21 protein-coding genes are annotated in these 22,970 nt (G+C 71.4%); 7 read left to right on the top strand and 14 right to left on the bottom strand.

Annotated features, from left to right (window positions below; all coding sequences use genetic code 11):
* The first annotated feature begins 52 nt into the window (after positions 1 to 52).
* The gene (locus tag ACFYP5_RS01965) at positions 53 to 454 is read left to right on the top strand and encodes a VOC family protein (protein ID WP_389029259.1); all 402 of its coding nucleotides are present in this window, start codon (positions 53 to 55) and stop codon (positions 452 to 454) included.
* Positions 451 to 966: a DUF664 domain-containing protein gene (locus tag ACFYP5_RS01960; RefSeq protein WP_389029256.1), complete on the top strand. Its 516-nt coding sequence runs from the start codon at positions 451 to 453 to the stop codon at positions 964 to 966. The genes ACFYP5_RS01965 and ACFYP5_RS01960 overlap by 4 nt, the downstream gene beginning before the upstream one ends.
* A gap of 32 nt (positions 967 to 998) precedes the next feature.
* Here the strand turns inward: ACFYP5_RS01960 and ACFYP5_RS01955 are convergent, their stop codons facing one another.
* Both ACFYP5_RS01955 and ACFYP5_RS01950 read right to left on the bottom strand, forming a co-directional pair.
* A complete protein-coding gene (locus ACFYP5_RS01955; RefSeq protein ID WP_389029253.1) occupies positions 999 to 1,535 on the bottom strand; it encodes an N-acetyltransferase in 537 nt (178 codons plus the stop codon).
* Positions 1,532 to 2,800: an XRE family transcriptional regulator gene (locus ACFYP5_RS01950; protein WP_389029251.1), complete on the bottom strand. Its 1,269-nt coding sequence runs from the start codon at positions 2,798 to 2,800 to the stop codon at positions 1,532 to 1,534. Before ACFYP5_RS01950 ends, ACFYP5_RS01955 begins: the two co-directional genes overlap by 4 nt.
* A gap of 188 nt (positions 2,801 to 2,988) precedes the next feature.
* Here ACFYP5_RS01950 and ACFYP5_RS01945 point away from each other — a divergent pair, with 188 nt between their 5' ends.
* Positions 2,989 to 3,372 (top strand): hypothetical protein, encoded by a 384-nt coding sequence (locus ACFYP5_RS01945; protein ID WP_389029248.1) that lies wholly within the window; start codon positions 2,989 to 2,991, stop codon positions 3,370 to 3,372.
* A 143-nt stretch (positions 3,373 to 3,515) separates the two neighbouring features.
* On the opposite strand, the gene ACFYP5_RS01940 is transcribed toward ACFYP5_RS01945, so the two are convergent.
* Positions 3,516 to 4,166: an MOSC domain-containing protein gene (locus ACFYP5_RS01940; RefSeq protein ID WP_389029246.1), complete on the bottom strand. Its 651-nt coding sequence runs from the start codon at positions 4,164 to 4,166 to the stop codon at positions 3,516 to 3,518.
* A 215-nt stretch (positions 4,167 to 4,381) separates the two neighbouring features.
* Here ACFYP5_RS01940 and bla point away from each other — a divergent pair, with 215 nt between their 5' ends.
* Complete coding sequence (gene bla, locus ACFYP5_RS01935; RefSeq protein ID WP_389029243.1) at positions 4,382 to 5,356, top strand: class A beta-lactamase; 975 nt, start codon at positions 4,382 to 4,384, stop codon at positions 5,354 to 5,356.
* 97 nt (positions 5,357 to 5,453) lie between these two features.
* Complete coding sequence (locus ACFYP5_RS01930) at positions 5,454 to 5,909, top strand: GNAT family N-acetyltransferase (protein WP_389029240.1); 456 nt, start codon at positions 5,454 to 5,456, stop codon at positions 5,907 to 5,909.
* A 1-nt stretch (position 5,910) separates the two neighbouring features.
* On the opposite strand, the gene ACFYP5_RS01925 is transcribed toward ACFYP5_RS01930, so the two are convergent.
* Both ACFYP5_RS01925 and ACFYP5_RS01920 read right to left on the bottom strand, forming a co-directional pair.
* Positions 5,911 to 6,630, bottom strand: a complete 720-nt coding sequence (locus ACFYP5_RS01925; RefSeq protein WP_356670810.1) for a class F sortase — start codon at positions 6,628 to 6,630, stop codon at positions 5,911 to 5,913.
* A 147-nt stretch (positions 6,631 to 6,777) separates the two neighbouring features.
* Positions 6,778 to 7,800, bottom strand: a complete 1,023-nt coding sequence (locus ACFYP5_RS01920; protein WP_389029237.1) for a hypothetical protein — start codon at positions 7,798 to 7,800, stop codon at positions 6,778 to 6,780.
* 581 nt (positions 7,801 to 8,381) lie between these two features.
* On the opposite strand from ACFYP5_RS01920, the gene ACFYP5_RS01915 reads away from it, so the two are divergent.
* Together ACFYP5_RS01915 and ACFYP5_RS01910 are read left to right on the top strand one after the other, a co-directional pair.
* Positions 8,382 to 10,433, top strand: a complete 2,052-nt coding sequence (locus ACFYP5_RS01915; protein ID WP_389029234.1) for a GTP-binding protein — start codon at positions 8,382 to 8,384, stop codon at positions 10,431 to 10,433.
* A gap of 123 nt (positions 10,434 to 10,556) precedes the next feature.
* A complete protein-coding gene (locus tag ACFYP5_RS01910) occupies positions 10,557 to 12,926 on the top strand; it encodes a HelD family protein (protein WP_389029231.1) in 2,370 nt (789 codons plus the stop codon).
* Between the two features lie 44 nt (positions 12,927 to 12,970).
* On the opposite strand, the gene ACFYP5_RS01905 is transcribed toward ACFYP5_RS01910, so the two are convergent.
* The 9 genes from ACFYP5_RS01905 to ACFYP5_RS01865 form a co-directional block, all read right to left on the bottom strand.
* Positions 12,971 to 14,665 (bottom strand): IclR family transcriptional regulator C-terminal domain-containing protein, encoded by a 1,695-nt coding sequence (locus ACFYP5_RS01905; RefSeq protein WP_389029228.1) that lies wholly within the window; start codon positions 14,663 to 14,665, stop codon positions 12,971 to 12,973.
* Between the two features lie 200 nt (positions 14,666 to 14,865).
* Positions 14,866 to 16,044 (bottom strand): 4-hydroxybenzoate 3-monooxygenase, encoded by a 1,179-nt coding sequence (locus tag ACFYP5_RS01900; protein WP_389029225.1) that lies wholly within the window; start codon positions 16,042 to 16,044, stop codon positions 14,866 to 14,868.
* Between the two features lie 5 nt (positions 16,045 to 16,049).
* Positions 16,050 to 17,222 carry a 3-oxoadipate enol-lactonase gene (pcaD, locus tag ACFYP5_RS01895; RefSeq protein ID WP_389029222.1) on the bottom strand — a complete coding sequence of 391 codons (1,173 nt, stop codon included), beginning with the start codon at positions 17,220 to 17,222 and terminating at the stop codon, positions 16,050 to 16,052.
* 220 nt (positions 17,223 to 17,442) lie between these two features.
* Positions 17,443 to 18,861, bottom strand: a complete 1,419-nt coding sequence (gene pcaB / locus ACFYP5_RS01890; protein ID WP_389029219.1) for a 3-carboxy-cis,cis-muconate cycloisomerase — start codon at positions 18,859 to 18,861, stop codon at positions 17,443 to 17,445.
* Positions 18,848 to 19,414, bottom strand: a complete 567-nt coding sequence (gene pcaG / locus ACFYP5_RS01885; protein WP_389029216.1) for a protocatechuate 3,4-dioxygenase subunit alpha — start codon at positions 19,412 to 19,414, stop codon at positions 18,848 to 18,850. Before pcaG ends, pcaB begins: the two co-directional genes overlap by 14 nt.
* The gene (gene pcaH, locus ACFYP5_RS01880; RefSeq protein WP_389029213.1) at positions 19,414 to 20,184 is read right to left on the bottom strand and encodes a protocatechuate 3,4-dioxygenase subunit beta; all 771 of its coding nucleotides are present in this window, start codon (positions 20,182 to 20,184) and stop codon (positions 19,414 to 19,416) included. The genes pcaG and pcaH overlap by 1 nt, the downstream gene beginning before the upstream one ends.
* A gap of 10 nt (positions 20,185 to 20,194) precedes the next feature.
* Positions 20,195 to 21,385 (bottom strand): thiolase family protein, encoded by a 1,191-nt coding sequence (locus tag ACFYP5_RS01875; RefSeq protein ID WP_389029210.1) that lies wholly within the window; start codon positions 21,383 to 21,385, stop codon positions 20,195 to 20,197.
* A complete protein-coding gene (locus ACFYP5_RS01870) occupies positions 21,382 to 22,038 on the bottom strand; it encodes a CoA transferase subunit B (protein ID WP_389029207.1) in 657 nt (218 codons plus the stop codon). Before ACFYP5_RS01870 ends, ACFYP5_RS01875 begins: the two co-directional genes overlap by 4 nt.
* Complete coding sequence (locus tag ACFYP5_RS01865; protein WP_389029204.1) at positions 22,038 to 22,802, bottom strand: CoA transferase subunit A; 765 nt, start codon at positions 22,800 to 22,802, stop codon at positions 22,038 to 22,040. The genes ACFYP5_RS01870 and ACFYP5_RS01865 overlap by 1 nt, the downstream gene beginning before the upstream one ends.
* Positions 22,803 to 22,970 lie beyond the last annotated feature (168 nt).

The raw sequence follows: 22,970 nt of genomic DNA, 5'->3' as shown, positions 1-22,970 counted from the left end.
GGCCGGCCGCCCCCTGTACACGGCCCCCCCGATTCGGAGATCCTCGGTAACCGTGACCGACAAGACAAGCGATCCTGCGTGGCCCAGGGGCATCGCCGCCCTCACCCTGTTCGTCGAGGACCTGGACACCACAAAGCGTTTCTACCGGGAGGTCTTCGCGCTGCCGGTGATCTTCGAGGACGACAACTCCGCTGTATTCGGCTTCGGGGACACCCTCATCAACCTGCTGAGGACCACCGAGGCGCACGAGCTGATCGAGCCCGCCCGCGTCGCGTCGCCCGACGCCGGATCCCGCTTCCAGCTCACCCTTGCCGTGGACGACGTGGACGCGATGTGCGAGGAACTGACCGCACGAGGCGTGACGCTGCTGAACGGGCCGCTGGACCGTCCCTGGGGAATCCGGACCGCCAGCTTCCGCGACCCCGGTGGCCACATCTGGGAGATCGCGAAGTGACCGCCGGAGCGCCACCGGACGGCGAGATCAGGGCGCTGCTCGGAGCACTGGACGGGCAGCGACGCCACATCGTGGGAATCCTCGACGGGCTGGACGCGGATGCGCTGCGGCAGGCCGTGCTGCCGTCGGGATGGAACTGTCTGGGACTCGTGCAGCACCTTGCGCTGGACGTCGAACGGTTCTGGTTCCGCGCCGTCGTCGCCGGTGAGAAGGGCGTCATCCGAGCCCTGGACGACAGCGACGACGCCTGGCAGGTGAGTCCCGATCTGACGGCAGCCGACGTCCTCGGACGGTACCGCCACGAGACGGACCTCGCAGATGCCGTCATCGCCGCCACAGCCGCGGAGACCGGCCTGGCCTGGTGGCCGCACCACCTCTTCGGCGAACCGCACCTGCACAACCTCCGGGACGTTCTGCTGCACGTCATCACCGAAACCGCCTGCCACGCGGGCCACCTGGACGCGGCACGAGAACTCCTCGACGGCCGGCGCTGGATGGTCCTGCCGCATTGACCGACCGCTCACGCGGGCCCACGGGACAGCCCTTAGCGGAGGGCGCGCACCATGACGGCGAACAGCGGGCTGTCGGGAAAAGGCCGCTGGTCGCCCATGTGGACGTATCCCCACGTCTCGTAGAGCGCCTTGACCCTGGAGTGCCCCCGCTCGCACAGCAGCGTGACCCGTTGCTCGGTGCGGCGGCTGAGCAGTTCCTCATGAATGGCGTGTGCGGCGCCCGTGTCCCGCCACGGCTCGCGCACCATCAACTCGAACAGGGCGAGCGTGCGTGACCCGGTCTCCTCCGTGAAACCTGCGGGCAGGGGGGTGGTCATGTGTGTCCACCAGCGGGCGTCCTCGGGTAAGGGCGCGGCGTAGGCGTAGCCGACGGGTTCGGTTCCGGTATAGCCGATCACCGCTTCCCAGCCGGTGCCTCTGGAGTGATTCGTCAGTCGTTGATCGAAACGCTCGAGACTGGTGAACGGCACGTGCAGTTGACCGGCGTACACCTCCGCATACACGTCCAGGAGGACGTGTCGGATGCCCGGCAGCTCGCTGTCCGTGCAGTGCCGCAGATCGAGGGTCATCCGGCCGTCTCCTTCACCGTGTGCCGCAGCCAGTCCCGTGCGAGGGGCGCGGGGTGCGCGGTCAGCCGACGGCGGAAGTCGTCGAGGAGACTGCTGATGCGGTGGCTTCCGGGCGCGGTTCCGGCTGTGGTGAGCGCGCGGTCGGCTGTCGCGCACGCCGCCTCGATGTCGTCCTGATCGAGCTGGGCGAGGGCGAGTTGGGCGGTGTAGTAGACCCGGTTCCGGGTGAGCTCGGGGCTGAGCCGCGCGAGTGCCTGATGGGTGCGGGCTTCGGCCTGCTCGGGCCGGCCGAGCCGCTGGTGAACGATCCCGGCCAGACCGTGCAGCTCCGCCCTGTCGTAGTAGGCGAGCCAGGTGGGGCGATGGGCCGGATCGGTGCGGGCGAGCGCGTCCTCCGCGTGGCCCAGGGCGCGCAGTGCGGGCTGTTTGTCACGGATGCGCGCGTGGGACAGGGCGATCCGGACGTGGGCGTGGGACGCGTACAGAGGATCGCGCCGCGCCATGCCCGAGTCCCGCGCTGCCTGCGCGGCATGAAGGGCCTCGATGGTTCGTCCGCGCTGCCCCGCGAGCATGGCGACATTGTTCCAGGCCCGGTGAACGGCTTCCGGATCTCCGGACAGGCCGGCCAGAGTGACAGCTCGCTCAAGATGCTGCGCGGCCCGCTGCTGGTGGTGCGAGTCGAGAGCGGCCCATGCCGCGGTGCTCGCCGCGTTGGCGGCCGTGGCATAGAGCAGGGAACGTACGCGGGCCGAGGCGCGGCCGCTGTTGAGCAGGGACAGGGAATGGTTCATCCAGCCCAGGAACTGGTCTTCGATACGACTGGTGCCGCCGAGCTTGTTCTCTTCCTGATACAGAGCGTCCAGGGCCTGGTCGATGCGTCGCACGTCGCTGAAGCCGATGGTGTTGCGCGCTGCGGGCAGGACAACCCCTGCGGCCACCACCGCGGCTCTGGTGGTGAAGGCTCGTCGCTCCACGGAATCCTCCGGTGTCGCTCGGACGGCAGCCGGGGAGGAGCTCTGCCGGGGGACGAAGCCGAGCTCTTCGGCCGTGCAGCCGAATTCTGCCTCCAGTGCCTGCCGTTGACGGCTGTGCGGCCAACGGGTCCTTCCCGTCAGGTAGTTCCGGATATGCCGGTCCTGAAGGGTTCCGGGCCTGCCGGTCAGCCGCTCGATGTGCTCATTGAGCCGGGCTGCGAGTTCGTGCTGCATCAGACCCGCAGCATTCATACGATCGGCCAGTACGGCGTTGCCGGTCTTTCCCGTCATGAACTCACGGTAGCGACAACCGGCACCGGCAGTGGGGCGATCGGGCGCCAGAAATTTCCGGTCGTCCGTAAGCGGACCGCACTCCGAATTGCCTTCTGCGGAAGTTCATATGGGGATCTCCTTGGAACACCATTCCTCGGAGACCTGAAGGCAATCGGGTGTGCTCCCGGCCGCCGGTAGGAGGACCCGTGACCGGGACCGAACCTCACGCCGCTCCTCAGCACGCGGTCGCCGGACCCGGCATCGATATCGACGCGATCGCCGGGGCCGTCGACCATGCGCTGGCGAAAGGCCCGACACGTCCCCGACGCGACGTGATCGACACGGGGACCGGTGAACTGATCGGACATCTGCGGACCTTGATGGCCGTCGAGGACTACGGCTACGACCAGGAGGGCCGTGGCGGCGTCCGGGCGCTGTTCCGTGTCGCCTACCGGAACCTCGATCCCGCCGTACGGCCGGACGGCGCCACGTCCGACGCCGTCGCCTTCACGTACTGGCGGATGATCGCGAGCCTGACCGCGGCCTTCCGCGACCTGTACATGGCCCTGCCGGAGGAACCGGCGCCCTGATCCGGTCCGGCCGCCGTGACGTGATCCCGACGGCCGGCCGCCGGGAAGTGAGCCGCGGCGGACCGGCAGCGGATCGTCCACCGTGACGAGGCGTGCAGTTCCGAGAGTGATCAACTCCGCCGCGGCGCACCGACATAGGACGGCTACCCGGCCGTACGCCTTCGGATCAGTTCTCTGCTCTCCTCCGGCAACGCGTCCGCGACCAGCAGCCGCGGCAACAGTTCCGGTTCGAGCGTCATCGCGCGGAAGGACAGTGCCACGCTCACATCGTGGCCGGGCCGGTGCACGATCTCGACCGGATCGTCGGCGCGGATCTCTCCCGGCTCGATCACGCGCAGATACGCGCCCGGCAGCGCGGCCTGCGTGAACCGTTTGATCCAGCCCTCGCGCTCCAGCCGGCCCTGGAACGTGGCGCACGGGATCCGGGCGCACGACACCTCCAGGACCACGTGCGGCCCGATGCGCCAGCGCTCACCGATCAGGGCGCCGTTGACGTCGAGGCCGAGTGTCGTGAGGTTCTCGCCGAAGGTGCCGCCGGCAAGCGGTCTGCCCAGCTCGGCCTGCCACCCGTCGAGATCCTCGCGGGCATAGGCGTAGACGGCCTGGTCCGAACCACCGTGGTGCTTCACGTCATACACGCGGTCGCCCACGAGACCGACCGCGCCGGTGCCCTTCGGGCCGGGGGCGACGACGGAGACGGGACCATGAACCGGCCGCTTGTCGATCCCTGTCGCGCTGAGGCCCTTCCACGGGTTGGGCCGGGGCCTGCCGACATTGACGGAGAGCAGCTTCATGCGCGCGAGGCTACGGTCCCCGGCTGGCCGGGGCGACACATTTATCCGCCACGCTCGGAATCGAGTCGATACGGGAGAGGGACGGTCGCCCTGCCGGACCCGGCGGTCCGGCCGCGGCGGAGTGGCACTGCTTCAAACGGTTGACGGCCATGGGTGTCGAGTGGCGGCTGATGCGGTCGTCGCAACCAGTGGGGTGGGAGGTGATGTCCTGACAGATGTCCTGCCGTACGAAGGAAAGGCATACGACTGTGCGATCCATCGGAGCCCGTGCGACCCGTCGGACGGTCCTGGCCACCGGGGCCGGGGCCGCCCTGGCCGCTGTGTCCCTGTCGTCTCCCGCGCACGCCGCCGCAACCCTGCACATCTCCTCGACAGAGTCCGGCGCGGCGGCCCGGGCCGCTCGTCAGTTACGCGCCCTGGAGCGGGAGCACTCCGCCCGGCTCGGCGCCTACGCCCATGACACCGCCACGGGCCGCACGATCTTGTACCGACCGGACGAGCGCTTCCCGCTGTGCTCCCTGTTCAAGACCATCGGCGCGGCGGCGGTCCTTCGCGACCTGGACCGCAACGGCGAGTTCCTGGCCCGCCGTATCCGCTACACCGCTCAGTACGTCGAGGCCTCGGGCAACTCGCCGATCACCGGCAGGTCCGAGAACATCTCCCGCGGGATGACGGTCGCCGACCTGTGCGCGTACTCCATCACGCACAGCGACAACACCGCGGCCAACCTCCTCCTCCGAGAACTGGGCGGCCCCGGCGCCGTCACCCGCTTCTGCCGCTCCATCGGCGACCCGGTCACCCGCCTCGACCGCTGGGAGCCCGAGCTGAACTCGGCGGAGCCATGGCGCGAGACGGACACCACCACGCCTCGTGCCGTCGGACGCACCTACGCGCGCCTCGTCCTGGGAGACGCACTCGCTCCCCGCGACCGCCGGCTGCTCACCGGCTGGCTGCTCGCCAACACCACCAGCGCAGAACGCTTCCGCGCCGGGCTTCCCGCCGACTGGACCGTCGCCGACAAGACCGCCGGCGGCAGCTACGGGGGCAACAACAACGCCGGCATCGCCTGGCCCCCCGGCCGCCCGCCGGTCGTCCTGGCCGTGATGACCACGAAGCCCGATCGGGACGCCCCCGCCGACAACCCCCTGGTCGCCAGGACGGCCGGCGTTCTGGCTGAGGCCCTGGGCTGACCACCGACGACCGCACCGGGGAGGCAGCTCTGTCACCGGCCCGACCAGGACAGATTTCGGTTCCGCGTGATCCGTGCTGCTGGCACACTCATGCGTCATGACGACTGGACACAGCGCGGACGCGACCCTGCGCGTCGGTGCGGAGGACCCGGTGCTCTCCACCCGGCTGAGCGAAGAGCTGACCGCATTCAACAACGATGCGACCGGCGCCCACGACGACCGGGGCCTCTCCGTTCGGGTCACCGACGATGCGGGCGAACTGGTGGCCGGGCTGGTCGGCTGGACCTGGGGCGGTTGTGCCGGGATATCGGAGGTCTGGGTGCGGGCCGACCGGCGTCACCAGGGCTGGGGGGCCCGCCTGGTGCGCGCCGCCGAGGACGAGGCTGCGGCGCGCGGCTGCACATCGATGATCGTCTCGTCGATGTCCTTCCAGGCGCCCGGCTTCTACCGTCGGCAGGGCTATCTGGAGACCGGCAGCGGCGGAGGGATTCCGGGCGGTCACACCCGTCATCACTTCTTCAAGGAATTGGGGCGGACGGAGACAGTCCGCTAGCTCAGGGTCGCTTCGTCGAGTCGAGATGGGCGAACACCACCACGTTGTCCTTGTAGTCCTTGGCCTTCCTGTCGTAGGTGCCGCCGCAGGTGATCAGTCGCAGCTGCGCGTCCGGAGTGTCGGCGTACACCAGGTCGTTGGGGAAGTTCGCCTTGCTGAACTTCTCGACGGAGTCGACCTTGAACGTGGCGACGCTGCCGTCCGCCCTGGTGATGTCGACCGTGGCTCCTTGCTTCACGAACTGGAGCTGAAGGAACACCGCCGGTCCGGTCGTCGTGTCGACGTGGCCGGCGACGATCGCCGCGCCGCGCTCACCGGGCGTCACCCCGCCCTTGTACCAGCCGACCAGGTTGGTGTCGTTCGGCGGCGGGGCGTTGAGGTGCCCGCCCGCGCCGATGGTCAGCGGTGTGAAGGGTGCGTTGACCGCGATCGACGGGATCTGAAGCTTCGTCGGGTTGGAACGCGGCATGAACAGCCCCGTCGGGCTGGGGGAGGCGGCGGCCGACGGAGCGGGAGGGGCGGCGGGGGCGGCGGCGGGAGCGGGAGGTGCCACCGACGGGGCGGCCAGCGGCTTGTTGTCCTCCGCAGTGCCGAACGAGTTGAAGATCATGAGCAGGCCCAGTCCGGCTGCTGCTGCGGGCCAGAGCAGGGTGCGGCCGAAGGTGAAAGAGCCGGTGCCGGATGCGGAGGGGGTCGAATCGGACGACTGCGGGGCGGCCATCGGAGCGTGCCTTTCTTCCGTGCGTCATCAGTCGGTCGGGCAGTGGGGCGGTCAGCCGGTGGAGGCGGGAAACGCAGCCGCCGCGGCCGCCGCCCCGAGGGACGGCGACCGCGACAGATGGGGCAACTCGCTGGTCGTTCAGTTCGTTCAGACCACCGCACCGCCCGTGGCCTGACGGCGGCGCATCTTGTACGCACCGACGCCGAGCCCACCGATCAGCAGTGCCGAACCGGCGGCCAGACCGCTGCCGGCGGTGGTGGCCGTTCCGCCACCACCGGTGTTGACGCCGCCGCGCAGCGTCTCGCCGTTGCCGCCGCCGTGCTTCTCGAGGTAGCCGCTGCCCTCGTCGCCGCTGCCCTCCTCGGCGCCGAAGCCCTCCTCGTCGGACACGACCATGGCCATGGCGCCGCCACCGGTGCGGATGCCACCGCTGGGCATGCTGCCGTTGCCTTGGCTGCCCTTGGCGCCGTGCTTCTCGAGGTAGCCGCTGCCCTTCTTGTCGCCGCCGTGCTTCTCGAGGTAGCCGCTGCTGCCGTCCTCGCTGCTCTCCTCGCTGCCGTCCTCGTCGACGGCCTCGTCACCGTGCTTGTCGAGGTAGCCGCTGCTGTCCTCGTCGACGAATCCAGTGCTGTCCTCGTCGCCGTCGGCAGTGCTGTCCTCTTCGCCATAGGCAGTGCCGTTCTCGCCGCCGTGGCCTCCCTTCTCGCCGTGGCCTTCCTTCTCGCCGTGGCCTCCCTTCTCGCCGTGTTCGGACTTCTCGCCGTGTTCGGACTTCCCGCCGTGTTCGGACTTGTGGCCGTGGTCGTCTTCGCCGTCCGCCTTCATGGCCAAGGCGCCACCACCGGTGCTGACGCCGCCGCGGAGCGTGGCCCCGTCCCCGTTGTCGCTACGGCCCTGGTCTTCGCTGTCGCGGCCGCCGTCTTCGCTGTCACGGCCACCGCCGTTGTTGTCGCTACGGCCGGCGTCGGCGCCTTCACGGCCGTCGCCGTTGTCGCCACGGCTCTCGTGGTTACGGCCCTCGTGGTTGTCGCTACGGCCGTGGTCGTGGCTGCTGTGGGAGGAGCCCTCGCCGTCCCGGTCGGCCACGGTCATCGCGTAGGCGGCTGGTGTCGTGATCGCCAGGACCGCACTGATGGCGGCCGAAGCGAACAAGGTGCGGGCAGAGCGCATCTGAACACGTTCCTTTCGGCGCAACTGCGGGAGTGACTGGCTGTCGACTCGGTGTGACGCAGTGGCGACGTGTTCCACCGTCAATCGAAATGTGGCTCCGCGCCATTAGGCAGCCCCGCGTCGGAGCCAATGCGTGGTCTCTTCGGGTGGCGAAAAGCGAATAATCACCCATTGGACTGTATGCAACGCGGCGCCGAGGTTTGGGGCTCGCCGGCCCACTCGTTTGCTGACTGCGCCTCATGCTGACGGGTCGTCCGGCGGGAGCCGGGCGGGCCCGTACGAAGAACTCGAACTCGCCTGACTGTCGGGTGAGTTGGAGGCCGCGTGACCACGGGGCGACCTCTGGTCGGGCCGTCGCCCCGGCCTCCGGCCCCGCGATCCGCGCAGAAAATCGGGGCATCCGGTGGTTCCGGCTGGAAATCCGGTCATAAATGAGTTGTCCGGCGGAGCGGCTTCCTGCTGTACTCCCTTTCATCGGCCGACCGGCCATCGGTCAATCGAGAACCAGGAGACGATCATGCGCGGAACTCTCATGTTCATTCAGACGGAAATTGCCACCGATCTTGAGGACATGAAGTTCCGTGCACATGCTGAACCTGGGAATTCTGGCGCATGTCGACGCCGGTAAGACAAGCCTGACCGAGCGGCTGCTCCACGCGGCCGGGGTCATCGACGAGATCGGCAGCGTCGACGACGGGAACACCCAGACCGATTCTCTCGCGCTCGAACGACAGCGCGGCATTACGATCAAGTCGGCCGTCGTCTCATTTCCCATCGATGACATCACGGTCAATCTGATCGACACACCCGGTCACCCGGACTTCATCGCCGAGGTGGAACGGGTACTGAGCGTGCTCGACGGCGCGGTGCTGGTCGTGTCCGCCGTGGAGGGCGTGCAGGCGCAGACCCGCGTGCTGATGCGGACCCTGCAACGACTGCGGATTCCCACGCTCATCTTCGTGAACAAGATCGACCGCGGCGGTGCACAGTACGCGTCCCTCCTGCGGTCCGCCTCCGAGAAGCTGACCCGGGACGTGGTCGCGATGGGGGCGGTCGACGGGCTGGGGACGCGGAGCGCCCGCTGCACGCCGTACACGGGCTCCGACTCCGGCTTCACCTCCCGGCTGACCGAGCTGCTCGCCGACCGCGACGACGCCCTTCTCGCCGCGTACGTCGACGGTGGCCCTTCGCTCGCGTACAGCACGCTCCGCAGCTCGTTGGTCGCGCAGACCGGGCAGGCACTCGTCCATCCGGTCTTCTTCGGCTCGGCCATCACCGGGGCGGGTGTGGACGCGCTGATCGGTGGGATCAGAGAACTGCTGCCCGCGGCCGAGGGTGACGTCGACGGACCGGTCTCGGGAACCGTCTTCAAGGTCGAGCGCGCTTCGAGCGGCGAGAAGTTCGCGTACGTACGGATGTTCTCCGGAACGGTACGGACCCGCGACCGGCTGCCGTTCGGGCGGGACGGCGGACACGGTGACAGCGACGTGCCGGGCGGGGGAGGCGGGCGCGACGACGGCAAGGTCACCGCCGTCAGCGTCTTCGACCAGGGCTCCACCGTCCGTGCCGCGTCGGTCCGTGCGGGGCAGATCGGGAAGCTCCGGGGGCTCGGCGACATTCGGATCGGTGATTGGGTCGGTGTGCCGGGTACCGCGACGACCGGCCGCTTCTTCGCCCCACCGACACTCGAATCGGTCGTCGTTCCCCGCGCTCCGGCCGGCCGGGGTGAACTTCATCTCGCACTCGCCCAGCTCGCCGAACAGGACCCGCTGATCAATCTGCGCCAGGACGACATCCGGAAGGAAGTGTCCGTGTCGCTCTACGGCGAGGTGCAGAAGGAAGTCATCCAGGCGACGCTGGCCGACGAATTCGGGATCGACGTCACCTTCCGGGAGACCACCACCATCTGTGTCGAACGGCCGATGGGCAGCGGATCCGCTTTCGAGGTCGGGGACACGGAGCACAATCCCTTCCTGGCGACCATCGGGCTGCGCGTCGATCGGGCCCCGATCGGCAGCGGAGTGGAATACCGGCTGGAGGTGGAGCTCGGATCCATGCCGTTCTCATTGATGAGGGCGGTCGAGGAAACGGTCCGTTCGGCGCTGCGGCAGGGAATTCACGGCTGGCAGGTCACCGATTGCATTGTCACGATGACGCATTCCGGTTACTGGCCCCGGCAGAGCCATTCGCATGCCGTATTCGACAAATCCATGTCGAGCACGGCCGGGGATTTCCGCAATCTGACACCGCTGGTCCTGATGGCCGCGTTGCAACAGGCCGGTACCACGGTGTACGAGCCGATGCACCGGTTCCGGCTGGAGCTCCCGGCGGACACACTCGGCCCGGCCCTGCCCGTACTCGCGCGTCTGCGCGCCGTGCCGCGGACACCGGCCGTGCAGGGTGCGTCGTGTGTACTGCAGGGTGAGATTCCGGCGGCCCGGGTCCATGAGCTGCACCAACAGCTTCCGGCGCTCACGCGCGGCGAAGGCGTCCTGGAGACGGCCTTCGACTCGTACCGGGCGGTCGTCGGTACGGTCCCGGACCGTCCGCGTACCGACCACAACCCGCTCAACCGCAAGGAGTACCTGCTGCACACGGTGCGCAGGATCGCCGGGCAGGGGTACCCCGGGTAGCCGGTGCCGGGGCGGAAGGGGATCCGGGTCCGGCGTACCCCCGGACCTGCGCGGCTCCCCTTCCGTCCCGATGTAGGGCACCCTTGGCTGCCGCCCACCACCGCTCAGGGAGTCAGTGCACCGTTGTCCACAGCCGAGATCGCACACGAGCAGGACCATCTCGACATGCTCCGCGCCCGCGTGGAGGCCCTCCGCGACGATGCCCGGAACCAGCTGACCGGCGTCCTCCGGGAGACCGGCGGGACCCGGCAGGGGCGGCTGGAGCGCGAGGCAGCCGCCGCCCGGTACGCCGGGCAGGTCGCGCGGTACGACGCCGCCGAGAACGGGCTCTGCTTCGGGCGGCTCGATCTGCGGGACGGCGATCGGCACTACATCGGGCGCGTCGGACTGCCCGCCGAGTCCGCCGACGACGATCCGCTGCTGCTGGACTGGCGCGCACCCGCCGCACGCCCCTTCTACGTCGCCACGCCCGCCGCCCCGCACGGCGTCCGCAAACGCCGCCACATCACCACCCGCGGGGACCGGGTCGTCCGGCTCGACGACGAGGTTCTCGACCGCGACGGGGTGCCGGTCGGTGAGCTGACCGGCGAGGCCGCGCTGCTCGCCTCACTCGACGCCGGGCGCACCGGCCGCATGCACGACATCGTTGCCACGCTCCAGGCCGAGCAGGACGCGATCATCCGCTCCGACCACCGCGGGGTCCTGGTGGTGCAGGGCGGCCCCGGCACCGGCAAGACCGCGGTCGCGCTCCACCGGGCCGCGTATCTCCTCTACACGCACCGGCAACTGGCCTCCCGGGGCGTGCTGGTCGTCGGACCGAACCCCACCTTCATCGGGTACATCGGCCAGGTGCTGCCCGGTCTCGGCGAGAACAGCGTGCTGCTGTCCACCGTCGGCGAGCTGTTCCCGGGCGTCCGCGCCGACCGGACCGAACCGTCGGAGACCGCCGAGCTCAAGGGGCGTACGGAGATGGCGGCCGTGATCGCGGCGGCGGTCCGGGACCGGCAGGTGCCGGCGGGCACCGGGCTGGAGGTCGAGTTCGACGGGGACGTCGTCCGCCTCGACCACGAGGAGTGCGTACGCGCCGCCGACGCCGCCCGCGCAACCAGGCTGCCGCACAACAGTGCCGCATCCGTCTTCCGGCGCGAGATCGTCGCCGCGCTGGCCCGGCGGTCCGTCGAGGACACCCGCCACCTCGCCGACCGGCTGGAGGCGGATATCGCCGAGGTGCTGGCCGAGGCCGATCTCGACCGTGCCGTACGCGCCGACCTGGACGCCCTGCCGGGGCTGCTCGGCGAGGAGGACTCGGCCGCCGCCCAGGAACGGACCGAGGCGCAGGACATCGCCGACGTACGGCGGATGCTCGCCACCGACACCGACGTACGGGCCGCGCTCGACGCCCTGTGGCCGCCGCTCACCGCACAGCAACTGCTGGCCGACCTGTACGGCGACCGGGCGCGACTGGCTTCGACTGCACCTGAACTGACCCATGCGGAACGGGAGTTGCTGTACCGGGCGCCGGGGGACGGCTGGACCGTCGCCGACGTGCCGCTGCTCGACGAGGCCGCCGAACTGCTCGGTCAGGACAACCGTGCCGCCGAGGCCGCCGCCGCGGCCGAGCGGGCGGAGGGCGTCGCGTACGCGCAGGGCGTCCTCGACCTCGCGGCAGGCGACGGCGAGGACGAGGAGAGCCTCACGGGCATGCTCGACGCCGAGACGCTCGCCGACCGTCACGAGGAACGTATGGTCCGCACCGTCGCCGAACGCGCCTTCGCCGACCGGGGCTGGGTCTTCGGGCACATCATCGTCGACGAGGCGCAGGAACTGTCCCAGATGGCCTGGCGGCTGCTGATGAGGCGCTGCCCGACCCGCTCCATGACCCTGGTCGGCGACGTCGCCCAGACCGGTGACGAGGCGGGTGCTTCATCGTGGGCGTCCGCGCTCGCCCCGCACGTCGGCGACCGGTGGCGGCAGGTGTCCCTCACGGTCAACTACCGCACCCCCGCCGAGATCATGGCATCCACCACGGAGGTCCTCGCGGCGCTCGGCCCCGGGCTCCAGCTGCCGCGCTCGGTACGGGAGACAGGGGTGGAGCCGTGGCGCATGCGCACCGAGCCCGGCCTGCTGGCGCGCACTGTTGCGGATCTGGCGGCCAAGGAGGCCGCCGCGCTGGAGGACGGTCGGCTCGCGGTACTCGTCCCTGACACCCGCCGTGACGAACTGGGCGCAGCGGTCGCCGAGTCGGTCCCGGATGCGGTGTACGGGGACGAGCCCGACCTGGAGAACCGCGTGGTGGTGCTGGGGGTACGCCAGGCGAAGGGACTGGAGTTCGACGCGGTGCTCATCGCCGATCCGACGGAGATCCTGGCCCGGTCGACACGCGGTCTGAACGACCTGTACGTCGCACTGACCCGGGCGACACAACGCCTCGGGATCATCCACGGGGGCCCGGCCCCAGCGGTGCTGGAGGGGACGGTCACGGAAGTCACCTGAGGGCGGGCGACACACCCTGCAAGAGGGATCGTGGTGCGGTGCCGTCAGGGGATCACGAGCCGGACCCGTTCCGTCACGACCGCCAGGTCCTCCTCGATCGCGGCCGCCGCCGCCGTGAGCGCGGGCAGCACCGCTTGCCGCACGTCGTCCAGGGTGCCCCGGCTGGCGTGGGTGGAGACGTTCACGGCGGCGACCACCCGGCCGGTGCGGTCGCGCACCGGCACCGCGATCGACCGCAGACCCTCCTCCAGCTCCTGGTCCACCAGGGCGTGACCGTCCCGTCGTGCCTGCGCCACGGCCTCGGCGAGATCGGCGGCGTCGACCCGGGTGAACGGCGTCAGCGGCCGCACCGGGGCGCGGGCCAGCCGCTCGGCCGCCTCCCGCCCGGGCAGACCGGCAAGCAGCACCCGGCCCATGGAGGTGGCGTACGCCGGGAAGCGGGTGCCGACCGTGATGTTGACACTCATGATGCGTACGGTGTGCACCCGGGCGACGTACATGATGTCGTCGTCGGCCAGCACCGCGACGGACGCCGAGTCGTGCACCTGCTCCACCAGCCGGGCCAGATGGGGCTGCGCGATCTCCGCGAAGCTCAGCCGGGAGAGCCGGGCATAGCCCAGCTCCAGCACCGTGGGCAGCAGCGTGAAACGTCGTCCCTCACCGGTAGCGGCCGCGTACCCCAGCTGCTGGAGGGAGAGCAGCGCCCGGCGGGCGGTGGCGCGGGCCAGGCCGGTGGCCTCCGCCGCGCCGGACAGGGTGAGCCCACCAGGCGCCGATCCCAGGGCGGTGAGCACGGCCAGCCCCCGGGTCAGCGACTGCAGGAATTCCGGACCCAGCTCCGCCTTGGCGGCGCGCGAGGTGTCCGGGCCGCCGGGCACGGGCGGCGTGGCGGCCGGTGCGGGGGAGTCCAGTGCCGCCTCCATCCGCGCCCCGTACTCCCGCAGCCGGGGCAGGGCGTGCTCGGTCAGCGACCGGGCACTGTGCCTGCTGGTGTGACTGACCACGCTGAGCGCGCACACCGTGCTGCCGTCGGGGGCGCGCACGGGGACCGCGACGGCGACCAGACCGGGCTCGATCAGCTGGTCGTCGGCGGCCCAGCCGTTGCCACGGGCGTCGGCCACCCGCTGCAGGAAGGCCGACTCCACCTCGTCGGGGGCCGGTGGCGCCGAGCGGGGAGGAACGGCGGGGAATCCGGTGTCACGGGGGTCGTCGTGCAGCCGTCTGCGCCAGTCGGCCTGCTGCTCGGGGCTCCACCCGGAGGCGAAGAGGGCGCCCGGGGCGCACCGCTCGGCGGGCAGCAGGTCACCGATCTGGAAGGCCAGCGCCATGGTGCGCCGCCGGGTGGACTGGCTGATGAACCGCACCCCGGCGCCGTCCGGCACCGCGAGGGAGACCGACTCGTCCAGCTCGTCGGCCAGCGCGACGGCGAGCGGTTCCAGGGCGTCGGGGAGACCGCAGCAGGTGAGGTAGGCATTGCCCAGCTCCATCAGGCGCGGCGCGAGGAGCACGTCGCGGTCGTCCTCGATGCGCAGATATCCCAGGTGGGTGAGAGTGGTGACGATGCGGTCGACGGTGGAGCGTGCCAGGCCGGTGGCGCGGACCAGATCGCCGGGGCGCATCCGCGGTCCGGGGTGGGCGGCCAGGGCGCGCAGCACGGCCAGACCACGCTCCAGCGGTCCGACCGGCTCGCCGCCGGGTGCTGCGGCGTCCGCCTCGGATGCGGTCGCGGCATGCGGCATGCGGTCCTCCTCGTCGAACCTCCGGGGTGTGCGGAAACCGTACCCGCCGCACCCTGCGGCCGCGCGGGGCGGCCGGGCCCTGCGCACCCGCTCCACCCGCGCCGACGGGGTGAACCGCACCGGGCGACGTCTGCGGCGCGCGGCGCTCCTCGGCCCCGCGGCGCTCCTCGGCCCCGCGGCGCCGCTGCGTCAGCAGGAGCTCAACCGATGTGCAGGCCCGCGTAGTTCTCGGCGAGCTCCGCTGCCGCGTGCCGGGACGACGACACGCGGTCCAGCTGGGACAGCTGGAGCCGGGTCTCGAATGCGCTCTGGCCCGGGTCGGTGTGCAGGGTCGTGGTCATGAAGTACGAGAAGTGCTCGGCGCGCCACACCCGGCGCAGACAGGTGTCCGAGTACGCGTCGAGCAGCTCGGTGGAGCCGCTGTCCCGCAGGTGGGCAAAGGCCCGGGCGAGCACGACGACGTCGGAGACCGCGAGGTTGAGCCCCTTGGCACCGGTGGGCGGCACGATGTGCGCGGCGTCACCGGCCAGGAAGACCCGTCCCCAGCGCATGGGCTCGGTGACGAAGCTGCGCATCGGCAGCACGGCTTTGGAGGTGATCGGGCCGCGCTCGAGCCGCCAGTCGCCGTCGGTCGCGAATCGGGCGTCGAGCTCGTCCCATATCCGGTCGTCCGGCCAGTCGGCCGGGTCGGTGCCGTTCGGGACCTGCAGATAGAGCCTGCTGACCGTGGCGGAGCGCATGCTGTGCAGGGCGAAGCCGCGCGGCGAGTGCGCGTAGATCAGCTCGTCGCAGGACGGCGGGACATCGGCCAGGATGCCGAACCAGGAGTAGGGGTAGACCCGCTCGAAGGCGCTCATGACGCCGTCCGGGACCGCCTTGCGGGTCACGCCGTGGAATCCGTCGCAGCCCACGACGTAGTCGCACGCGAGTGTCCTGTCCTGGCCCTGGTGGCTGTAGTGGATGACGGGCCGGTCCGTGTCGGCTCCGACGACCTCATTCACCTGTGCCTCGAACAGCAGCGGGGCTCCGTCCGCCGTCTGAAGGGCGATCAGGTCCTTGACGACCTCGGTCTGGGCGTACACCCACACCTTGCGGCCGCCGGTGAGCGACGGGAAGTCGATGCGCTGTGCCCGGCGGTTCCAGCGCAGCTCGATCCCGTCGTGGACCATGCCCTCGCGGTCCAGCCGCTCGCCCGCACCGGACTCCCGCAGCACGTCGACCGTGCTCTGCTCGAGGATGCCGGCGCGCTGGCGCTGCTCGACATAGGTGCGGTCCCGGCTCTCCAGAACGACGCAGTCGATGCCGGAGTTGTGGAGGAGCCGGGCGAGCAGCAGCCCCGCGGGGCCGCCGCCGACGATGCCGACGGTGGTGTGGTCCATGGCGGTCAGTTCTCCTCTTCGAGAATGCGGTTCGCGATGGCGAAAGCGGCGTTCGCCGCGGGCACGCCGCAGTAGACGGCCGACTGGAGCAGGACTTCCTGGATCTCCTCGGGGGTGAGACCGTTGCGCCGCGCGGCCCGCACATGCATGGCCAGTTCCTCGTGGTGCCCGTGGGCGACCAGCGCGGTGAGGGTGATGCAGCTGCGGGTTCTGCGGCTCAGCCCCGGCCGGGTCCAGATCTCACCCCATGCGTAGCGGGTGATGAAGTCCTGGAAACCGGCGGTGAAGTCGGTGGTGCGGGTGATCGCCCGGTCGACGTGCTCGTCGCCGAGCACGGCGCGGCGCACGGTCATACCGGCGTCGTGCCGGGAGACGTCGTCGCCATGCGGTGCGGCATCGGCCGCGAAGTGTCCCAGCAGGGCGGCCAGTACGGGCACCGGACGCTCGACATTGGCGAGGTGCGCGGCGTGCGCCACCTCGGTCAGGGCCGCGCCGGGGATGCCGTCGGCCAGCTCGCGGGCGTGCGCGACGGGCGTCGCCAGGTCCTCGCGGCCCGCGACGACCAGGGTCGGCGCGGTGATACGGGACAGCTCGGCGCGCAGGTCGAGGCCGGCGAGTGCGTCGCAGAGCCCGGCGTAGGCCCCGGGATCGGTCGCGGACAGATCGTCGACGATCGCCCGCGCCGCCGGGGAAGAGGCGAAGGACGGGGTGAACCAGCGGGCGGGGGCGGTCGCGGCGACCGGCCCGGTGCCCTCGGCGCGCACCAGCGCCGCGCGGTCGGACCAGCCCTCCGGCGGGCCGAAGCGGGCCGAGGAGCAGAGGATCGCGAGCGAGGTGACCCGCTCGGGGTGGTGCACGGCGAGCCAGGTGCCGACGGCGCCGCCGAGCGAGATGCCGGCGTAGCCGAACTCCTCGATGCCGAGTGCGTCGGCGAGGCGGAGAACCAGCTGCCCGAGGTCGGCGACGGTGCCACCGTCGGGCAGCAGGCGGGCCGGGGAGCCGCCGTGGCCGGGCAGGTCCCAGCGCACCACCCGGTGGGTCCGGGCCAGCGACGGGGTCTGGGGCTCCCACACGGCCAGCGAGGTGCCGAGCGAAGGACCGAGGATCAGCGGCGGGGCGGAGTCCCGGCCGTCCACGCGGTGGTGCAGCAGACGCTGCGCGGGGGCAGAAGTGCTCATGCGGTCTCCTCGTGCTGGTGGTGCGGGGCCGCCCGGCGGGCGGTGGGGGCGGACGGCCGACGGCCGCCGGCCGGTGCGGTAGGGCAGGGGCCTGCGTGGCGCCGGCGGTGTCCGACGCTGTATCGGATCGGTTCCCGGGCGGTGCCGACGTTGCGTCAGATCCGGTCCTGGGCGGCGCCGACGCCGCGTCAGGTCGGGTTCCGGCAAAGCCGATGTTGCGTCAGATCGGTTTCCGGGCGGCACCGGTGCGGCGCAGGGCACGGTCCACGAGGGCGCCCGCGGAGCCCGCGTACTGCGTCGGGTCGGTCAGTTCGCGCAGCCGGTCCTGCGGGAGGGCGCCGGCGATGCCGGGCTCCTGCCGGAGGGACTCGTCGAGTTCCATGCCCTGCTCCACGGCGCGGCGGGAGGCGCGGGACAGCGCCTGCCTGGCCTCGCCGCGGCCGATCAGGGCCGCCAGCACCGCGGCGAGCCGCTCACTGACGATCAGGCCGTCGCTGGCGTCGAGGTTGTCGCGCATCCGGTTCGGGTGGACGCGCAGGCCTTCGGCCAGTTCGGCGGCGTCGCCGGCGGCTGCGCCGACCAGGCGCAGGGCCTGGCGCAGGGGCTGCCACTCGGCGTGCCAGGCGCCGGCCGGGCGCTCGTCCTCGGCGGCGAGCCCGGCGTAGAGCACGGACGCGAGGGCGGGGACCTGTCGGGCCGCGGCGGCGATCAGTGTGGCGCGGACCGGGTTGGCCTTGTGCGGCATGGCGGAGGAGCCGCCGCCGCTGCTCTCGCCCAGTTCGCCGATCTCCGTACGGGACAGCAGCAGGACGTCCGCCGCGAGTTTGCCGAGTGCCCCGGCGGTGAAGGCGAGGGCGCCGGCCAGGTCGGCGACGGGGGTGCGCAGGGTGTGCCAGGGCAGCCTGGGCTCGGCCAGTCCGGTCTCGACGGCGTAGCCGGCGAGCAGCCGCAGCCCCAGGTCCGGGCCGGGATCCGGATCGGCGGTCGAGCCGTCGGCCTCGGCGAAGGCGTGGAAGGCAGCCAGGGTGCCGGCCGCTCCGCCGAGTTGTGCGGGCAGCGCTGCCCGGACGGCCGCGAGGCGTTCGTGGGCGTCGAGCACCAGCGAGCGCCAGCCGGCGGCCTTGAGGCCGAAGGTGGTGGGCACGGCGTGCTGGGTGAGCGTGCGTCCGGCGATCGGGGTGTCGCGGTGCTCGGCGGCGAGCCGCGCCAGGGCGGCGGCCGCGCGACCGAGGTCGGCGAGGACGGGTTCCAGGGCGCGGGCGGCGACCAGCATGGCGGCCGTGTCCAGGATGTCCTGGCTGGTGGCGCCGCGGTGCACATGGGCGGTGGCCTGCCGGTCGCGCTCGGCGACGGCCGCGGTCAGGTCGGCGACGAGCGGGATGACGGGGTTGCCGCCGGAGCGGGCGCGCAGCGCGAGGCCCCGGACGTCGTATCGGGCGGTCTCGGCGGCCGCCGCTGTGACGGCCTGCGCCGCCGCGGCGGGGGCGAGACCCAGCGCGGCCTGCGCGCGGGTCAGCGCTGCTTCGGCATCCAGCATCGCGCGGACGTACGCGGCGTCGCCCGTGGCGGCCTCGACCGGTGACCCGGCCTGCGCCGGGGAGAGCAGGCCGAGGTCCTCGGCGGGGTCAGTCGAAGGCAAGGAAGACCGTCTCCTCGTGCTCACCGTCACCCTGGAGCCGGATGTCGAAGCGGTGCAGACGGTCTCCGTGCGGGACGGCGAGGAGCGTGGCGCGGCGCTCGGGCTCCAGGCCGGCCAGCAGCGGGTCCGCCGCGGTGTCGGTCAGGCCGGGCAGGTAGATCCGGGTGTGCAGATGGTGCAGCAGGCCACGGGCGAAGACGATCACCGAGAGGTAGGGGACGCCGCCGGGCGGAAGCGTACGCAGCTCGTATTGGCCGTCCGCGTCGGTCCCGACGCGGCCGAAGCCGGTGAAGCCGGCATCGGTCCTGCCGATGACCGCTCCGGTGACGGGGTCGCGGCGCAGCGAGCCGGGCGCACCGCGGCGTGAGCCGTCGGGCGCTGGCTGCCATACCTCGATGATGGCGTCGGGGACGGGATCCCCGGCGCCGTCGTGGACGTAGCCGTGGACGGTGAGGGCGTCGGGGTGTCCGGCGGGGGCGATCTCGCCGCCCTTTGCGAAGGGCAGCGCGTAACCGTAGAACGGGCCCACGGTCTGCGACGGTGTGGCGGACATCAGCGGCCCTCCTCGATCCAGGTGGCGGCCGGACCGTCGAGGACGATGTCCCAGCGGTAGCCGAGCGACCATTCGGGGGTGGACAGGTCGTGGTCGTACGTCGCGACGAGCCGTCGGCGCGCGGAGTCGTCGGTGACGGACTGGAGGATGGGGTCGTAGGCGAAGAGCGGGTCCCCCGGGAAGTACATCTGGGTGATCAGCCGCTGGGTGAAGGCGTTGCCGAAGAGCGAGAAGTGGATGTGGGCAGGACGCCAGGCGTTGACGTGGTTGCGCCAGGGGTAGGCGCCCGGCTTGACGGTGACGAACTCGTACGCGCCCTGGTCATCGGTCAGGCAGCGGCCCACACCGGTGAAGTTGGGATCGAGCGGGGCGGGATGGTCGTCGCGCTGGTGGGCGTAGCGGCCCGAGGCGTTGGCCTGCCAGACCTCGACCAGCTGGCCGCGCACCGGGCGGCCGTCCCGGTCCAGCACCCGGCCGGTGACCTTGATCCGCTCGCCGAGCGGCTCGCTCCGGTGCTGCCGGGTCAGGTCGTGGTCGAGGGCGGTGACATCGGTGACGCCGAAGACCGGGCCGGAGAGCTCCACGGCCTCGGGGTCGTGCAGGGCGACCAGCGGCTTGCCGGGATGGCGCAGGACGCTGCTGCGGTACGGGGCGTAACCGCGGTCGGGGTGGCTCCTCGTGGGCGCGCCGGCCGCCACGGCCTTGGCGTAGGCGTCGCGGTGCTCGGCTATCTCCTCGGAGATCCGGGCTTGGGTCAGAGGGGTGGTCATACGGGTTTTCCTACCTTTCCAGGACCAGGGCGAGGCCCTGTCCGACGCCGATGCACAGGCCGGCGAGGCCGGTTCCGGAGCCCGTGGCGGCGAGCTGGTGGGCGACGGCTCCGGCTATACGGGCACCGGAGGCGCCGAGCGGGTGACCGATGGCGATGGCTCCGCCGCGCGGGTTGACGACCGCGGGGTCGAGGCCGGGCCATTCGGCCAGGCAGCCCAGGGACTGGGCGGCGAAGGCCTCGTTGAGTTCGAACGTGGTCAGGTCGCCCAAGCCGCGGCCGGCCCTGCTCAGGGCCTTCCTGACGGCCTCGACGGGGCCGAGACCGAAGTACTGCGGCTCGACGGCGGTGACGGCCGAGGCGCGGACGCGTGCCAGCGGCTCACGGCCGGTGGCCCTCAGCCCTTCCTCGCCCACGAGCAGCAGCGCGGCGGCGCCGTCGTTGAGTGGAGAGGCGTTGCCGGCGGTGACCGTGCCGTCCGGGCGGAAGACCGGCTTCAGACCGGCCAGCGACTCGGGCGAGGTGTTGTCCCGGATGGTCTCGTCGCGGGTGAGGCCGACGCCCTCGACGGGCACGACCTCGTCGTCGTACAGGCCGTTCTGCCAGGCGCGGGCGGCCTTCTCGTGGCTTGCCACGGCGAAGGCGTCCTGCTGCTCGCGGGTGATGCCGTACCGGTCGGCGATCAGTTCTGCGCCCTCGCCGAGCGGGACGGTCCACTGGGGCTCCAGGCGCTCGTTGACCATGCGCCAGCCGATCGTGGTGGAGAACAGCTCCTGGTTGCCGGCCGGGAAGGCGCGCGAGGGTTTGGGCAGCACCCAGGGGGCGCGGCTCATCGACTCGACGCCGCCCGCGACGGCGACGGAGGCGTCCCCGACCGCGATGGCGCGGGCGGCCTGGACGACGGCTTCGAGACCGGAGGCGCACAGCCGGTTGACGGTGCTGCCGGGGACGGTGACGGGCAGTCCGGCGAGCAGCACGGCCATCCGGGCGACGTTGCGGTTCTCCTCGCCGGCGCCGTTGGCGTTGCCGAAGAGGACGTCGTCGATCCGAGCCGGGTCGAGCTCCGGTGTACGGGTCAGCAGGGATCGGAGCACGCCGGCAGCGAGGTCGTCGGGGCGCACCCCGGACAGGGCGCCCCCGTACTTGCCGACCGGGGTGCGGACGGCGTCGACGATGTAGACATCGCGCAGCTGACGGGTCATCGCGTGCTCCCTTCGGCGGCCGCGGCGATCCGGACCGGGGCGGCGGTCAGGTGCTGGATCTCCTCGGCGGTGACGCCCGGGGCACTCTCCACCAGGACGAGGCCGTCGTCGGTGACGTCCAGGACGCCGAGGTCGGTGATGATGCGGTCGACACAGGTCCGGCCGGTGAGTGGCAGCGTGCACTCCTCGACGATCTTCGGGCTGCCGTCCTTGGCGGTGTGAGTCATCGTCACGATCACCCGCCGGGCCCCGTGCACCAGGTCCATGGCCCCGCCGATGCCGGTGACCAGCTTGCCGGGAACGGCCCAGTTGGCGAGGTCGCCACGGGCGGAGACCTGCATGCCGCCCAGCACGGCGGTGTCGATGTGCCCGCCGCGGATCATGCCGAAGGAGAGCGCCGAGTCGAAGAAGGAGGCGCCGGGCAGGACGGTGACGGTCTCCTTGCCGGCGTTGATCAGGTCCGGGTCGACCTCGTCCTCGCGGGGGAACGGGCCGGTGCCGAGGATGCCGTTCTCCGACTCCAGGACGACCTGGACGCCGTCGGGGAGGTGGTTGGGGATCAGTGTGGGCAGCCCGATGCCGAGGTTCACGTACTCACCGTCGCCCAGCTCGCGGGCCGCGCGGGCGGCCATCTCGTCTCGCGTCCAGGCCATCAGGCCGACACCTTCCTGGTCGTGCGCTTCTCGATCTTCTTGTCCACGGCCTGCCGGGGAGTGAGCGCCACCACCCGCTGGACGAAGACGCCCGGCAGATGGACCTGGTCCGGGTCGATCTCGCCGGGCTCGACCAGTTCCTCGACCTCGGCGACGGTGATCCGGCCGGCCATGGCTGCCAGCGGATTGAAGTTGCGGGACGACTTGTTGAAGACCAGGTTCCCGTGCCGGTCCCCCCTGGCGGCCCGGACCAGTGCGAAGTCGGTGGTGATACCCCGCTCCAGCACGTACTCGACACCGTCGAACTCGCGGGTCTCCTTTTGCGGCGACGCCACCGAGACCCCGCCGGCTCCGTCGTAGCGCCAAGGCAGTCCGCCGTCGGCGACCTGGGTGCCGACGCCGGCCGGTGTGAAGAAGGCGGGGATGCCGCAACCGCCGGCGCGCAGCCGCTCGGCCAGGGTGCCCTGGGGGATGAGCTCCACCTCCAGCTCGCCGGCGAGGTACTGCCGGGCGAACTCCTTGTTCGCGCCGATGTAGCTGCCCGTGACCCGGGCGATCCGGCCCGCCGAGAGCAGGACCGCGAGACCGGAGTCCATCGCGCCGCAGTTGTTGGAGACCACACCCACTCCGCGGACACCGGTGTCGTACACCGCCTGGATCAGCGTGTTCGGTACGCCGCTGAGGCCGAAGCCACCGACCGCGAACGACGCACCGTCGTGGACATCTGCCACGGCCTCTGCGGCCGAGGCGACCACCTTGTCCATGCGCCCGCCTATCCATCGTGTTCGCCAGATGAACTTAAGTTCACATCGCCCCTGATTCTGTTCCCCCGGCACCCGGTTCGTCAACGGCTCGGGGCGGCAGGGTTTCCGGGCGCACCCGCCGCATCGAACGGACGCGCCCGCGGAACGCCCGGCGTCGGCCGGGGTTCC

Source organism: Streptomyces sp. NPDC005262 (genome assembly GCF_042872425.1).
Lineage (GTDB): Bacteria > Actinomycetota > Actinomycetes > Streptomycetales > Streptomycetaceae > Streptomyces.
This window is presented reverse-complemented; position numbering and strand designations above follow the sequence as displayed.

Bases quoted from the DNA above. Each gene is read 5' to 3' on its own strand.
- ACFYP5_RS01950 (WP_389029251.1), bottom strand. From the start codon at position 2,800: ATGACGGGAAAGACCGGCAACGCCGTACTGGCCGATCGTATGAATGCT.
- ACFYP5_RS01905 (WP_389029228.1), bottom strand. From the start codon at position 14,665: ATGCCGCATGCCGCGACCGCATCCGAGGCGGACGCCGCAGCACCCGGC.
- ACFYP5_RS01870 (WP_389029207.1), bottom strand. From the start codon at position 22,038: ATGGCCTGGACGCGAGACGAGATGGCCGCCCGCGCGGCCCGCGAGCTG.
- bla (WP_389029243.1), top strand. From the start codon at position 4,382: ATGTCCTGCCGTACGAAGGAAAGGCATACGACTGTGCGATCCATCGGA.
- ACFYP5_RS01875 (WP_389029210.1), bottom strand. From the start codon at position 21,385: ATGACCCGTCAGCTGCGCGATGTCTACATCGTCGACGCCGTCCGCACC.
- ACFYP5_RS01865 (WP_389029204.1), bottom strand. From the start codon at position 22,802: ATGGACAAGGTGGTCGCCTCGGCCGCAGAGGCCGTGGCAGATGTCCAC.
- ACFYP5_RS01955 (WP_389029253.1), bottom strand. From the start codon at position 1,535: ATGACCCTCGATCTGCGGCACTGCACGGACAGCGAGCTGCCGGGCATC.
- ACFYP5_RS01925 (WP_356670810.1), bottom strand. From the start codon at position 6,630: ATGGCCGCCCCGCAGTCGTCCGATTCGACCCCCTCCGCATCCGGCACC.
- ACFYP5_RS01930 (WP_389029240.1), top strand. From the start codon at position 5,454: ATGACGACTGGACACAGCGCGGACGCGACCCTGCGCGTCGGTGCGGAG.
- pcaD (WP_389029222.1), bottom strand. From the start codon at position 17,222: ATGAGCACTTCTGCCCCCGCGCAGCGTCTGCTGCACCACCGCGTGGAC.
- ACFYP5_RS01940 (WP_389029246.1), bottom strand. From the start codon at position 4,166: ATGAAGCTGCTCTCCGTCAATGTCGGCAGGCCCCGGCCCAACCCGTGG.
- pcaG (WP_389029216.1), bottom strand. From the start codon at position 19,414: ATGTCCGCCACACCGTCGCAGACCGTGGGCCCGTTCTACGGTTACGCG.
- ACFYP5_RS01920 (WP_389029237.1), bottom strand. From the start codon at position 7,800: ATGCGCTCTGCCCGCACCTTGTTCGCTTCGGCCGCCATCAGTGCGGTC.
- pcaH (WP_389029213.1), bottom strand. From the start codon at position 20,184: ATGACCACCCCTCTGACCCAAGCCCGGATCTCCGAGGAGATAGCCGAG.
- ACFYP5_RS01900 (WP_389029225.1), bottom strand. From the start codon at position 16,044: ATGGACCACACCACCGTCGGCATCGTCGGCGGCGGCCCCGCGGGGCTG.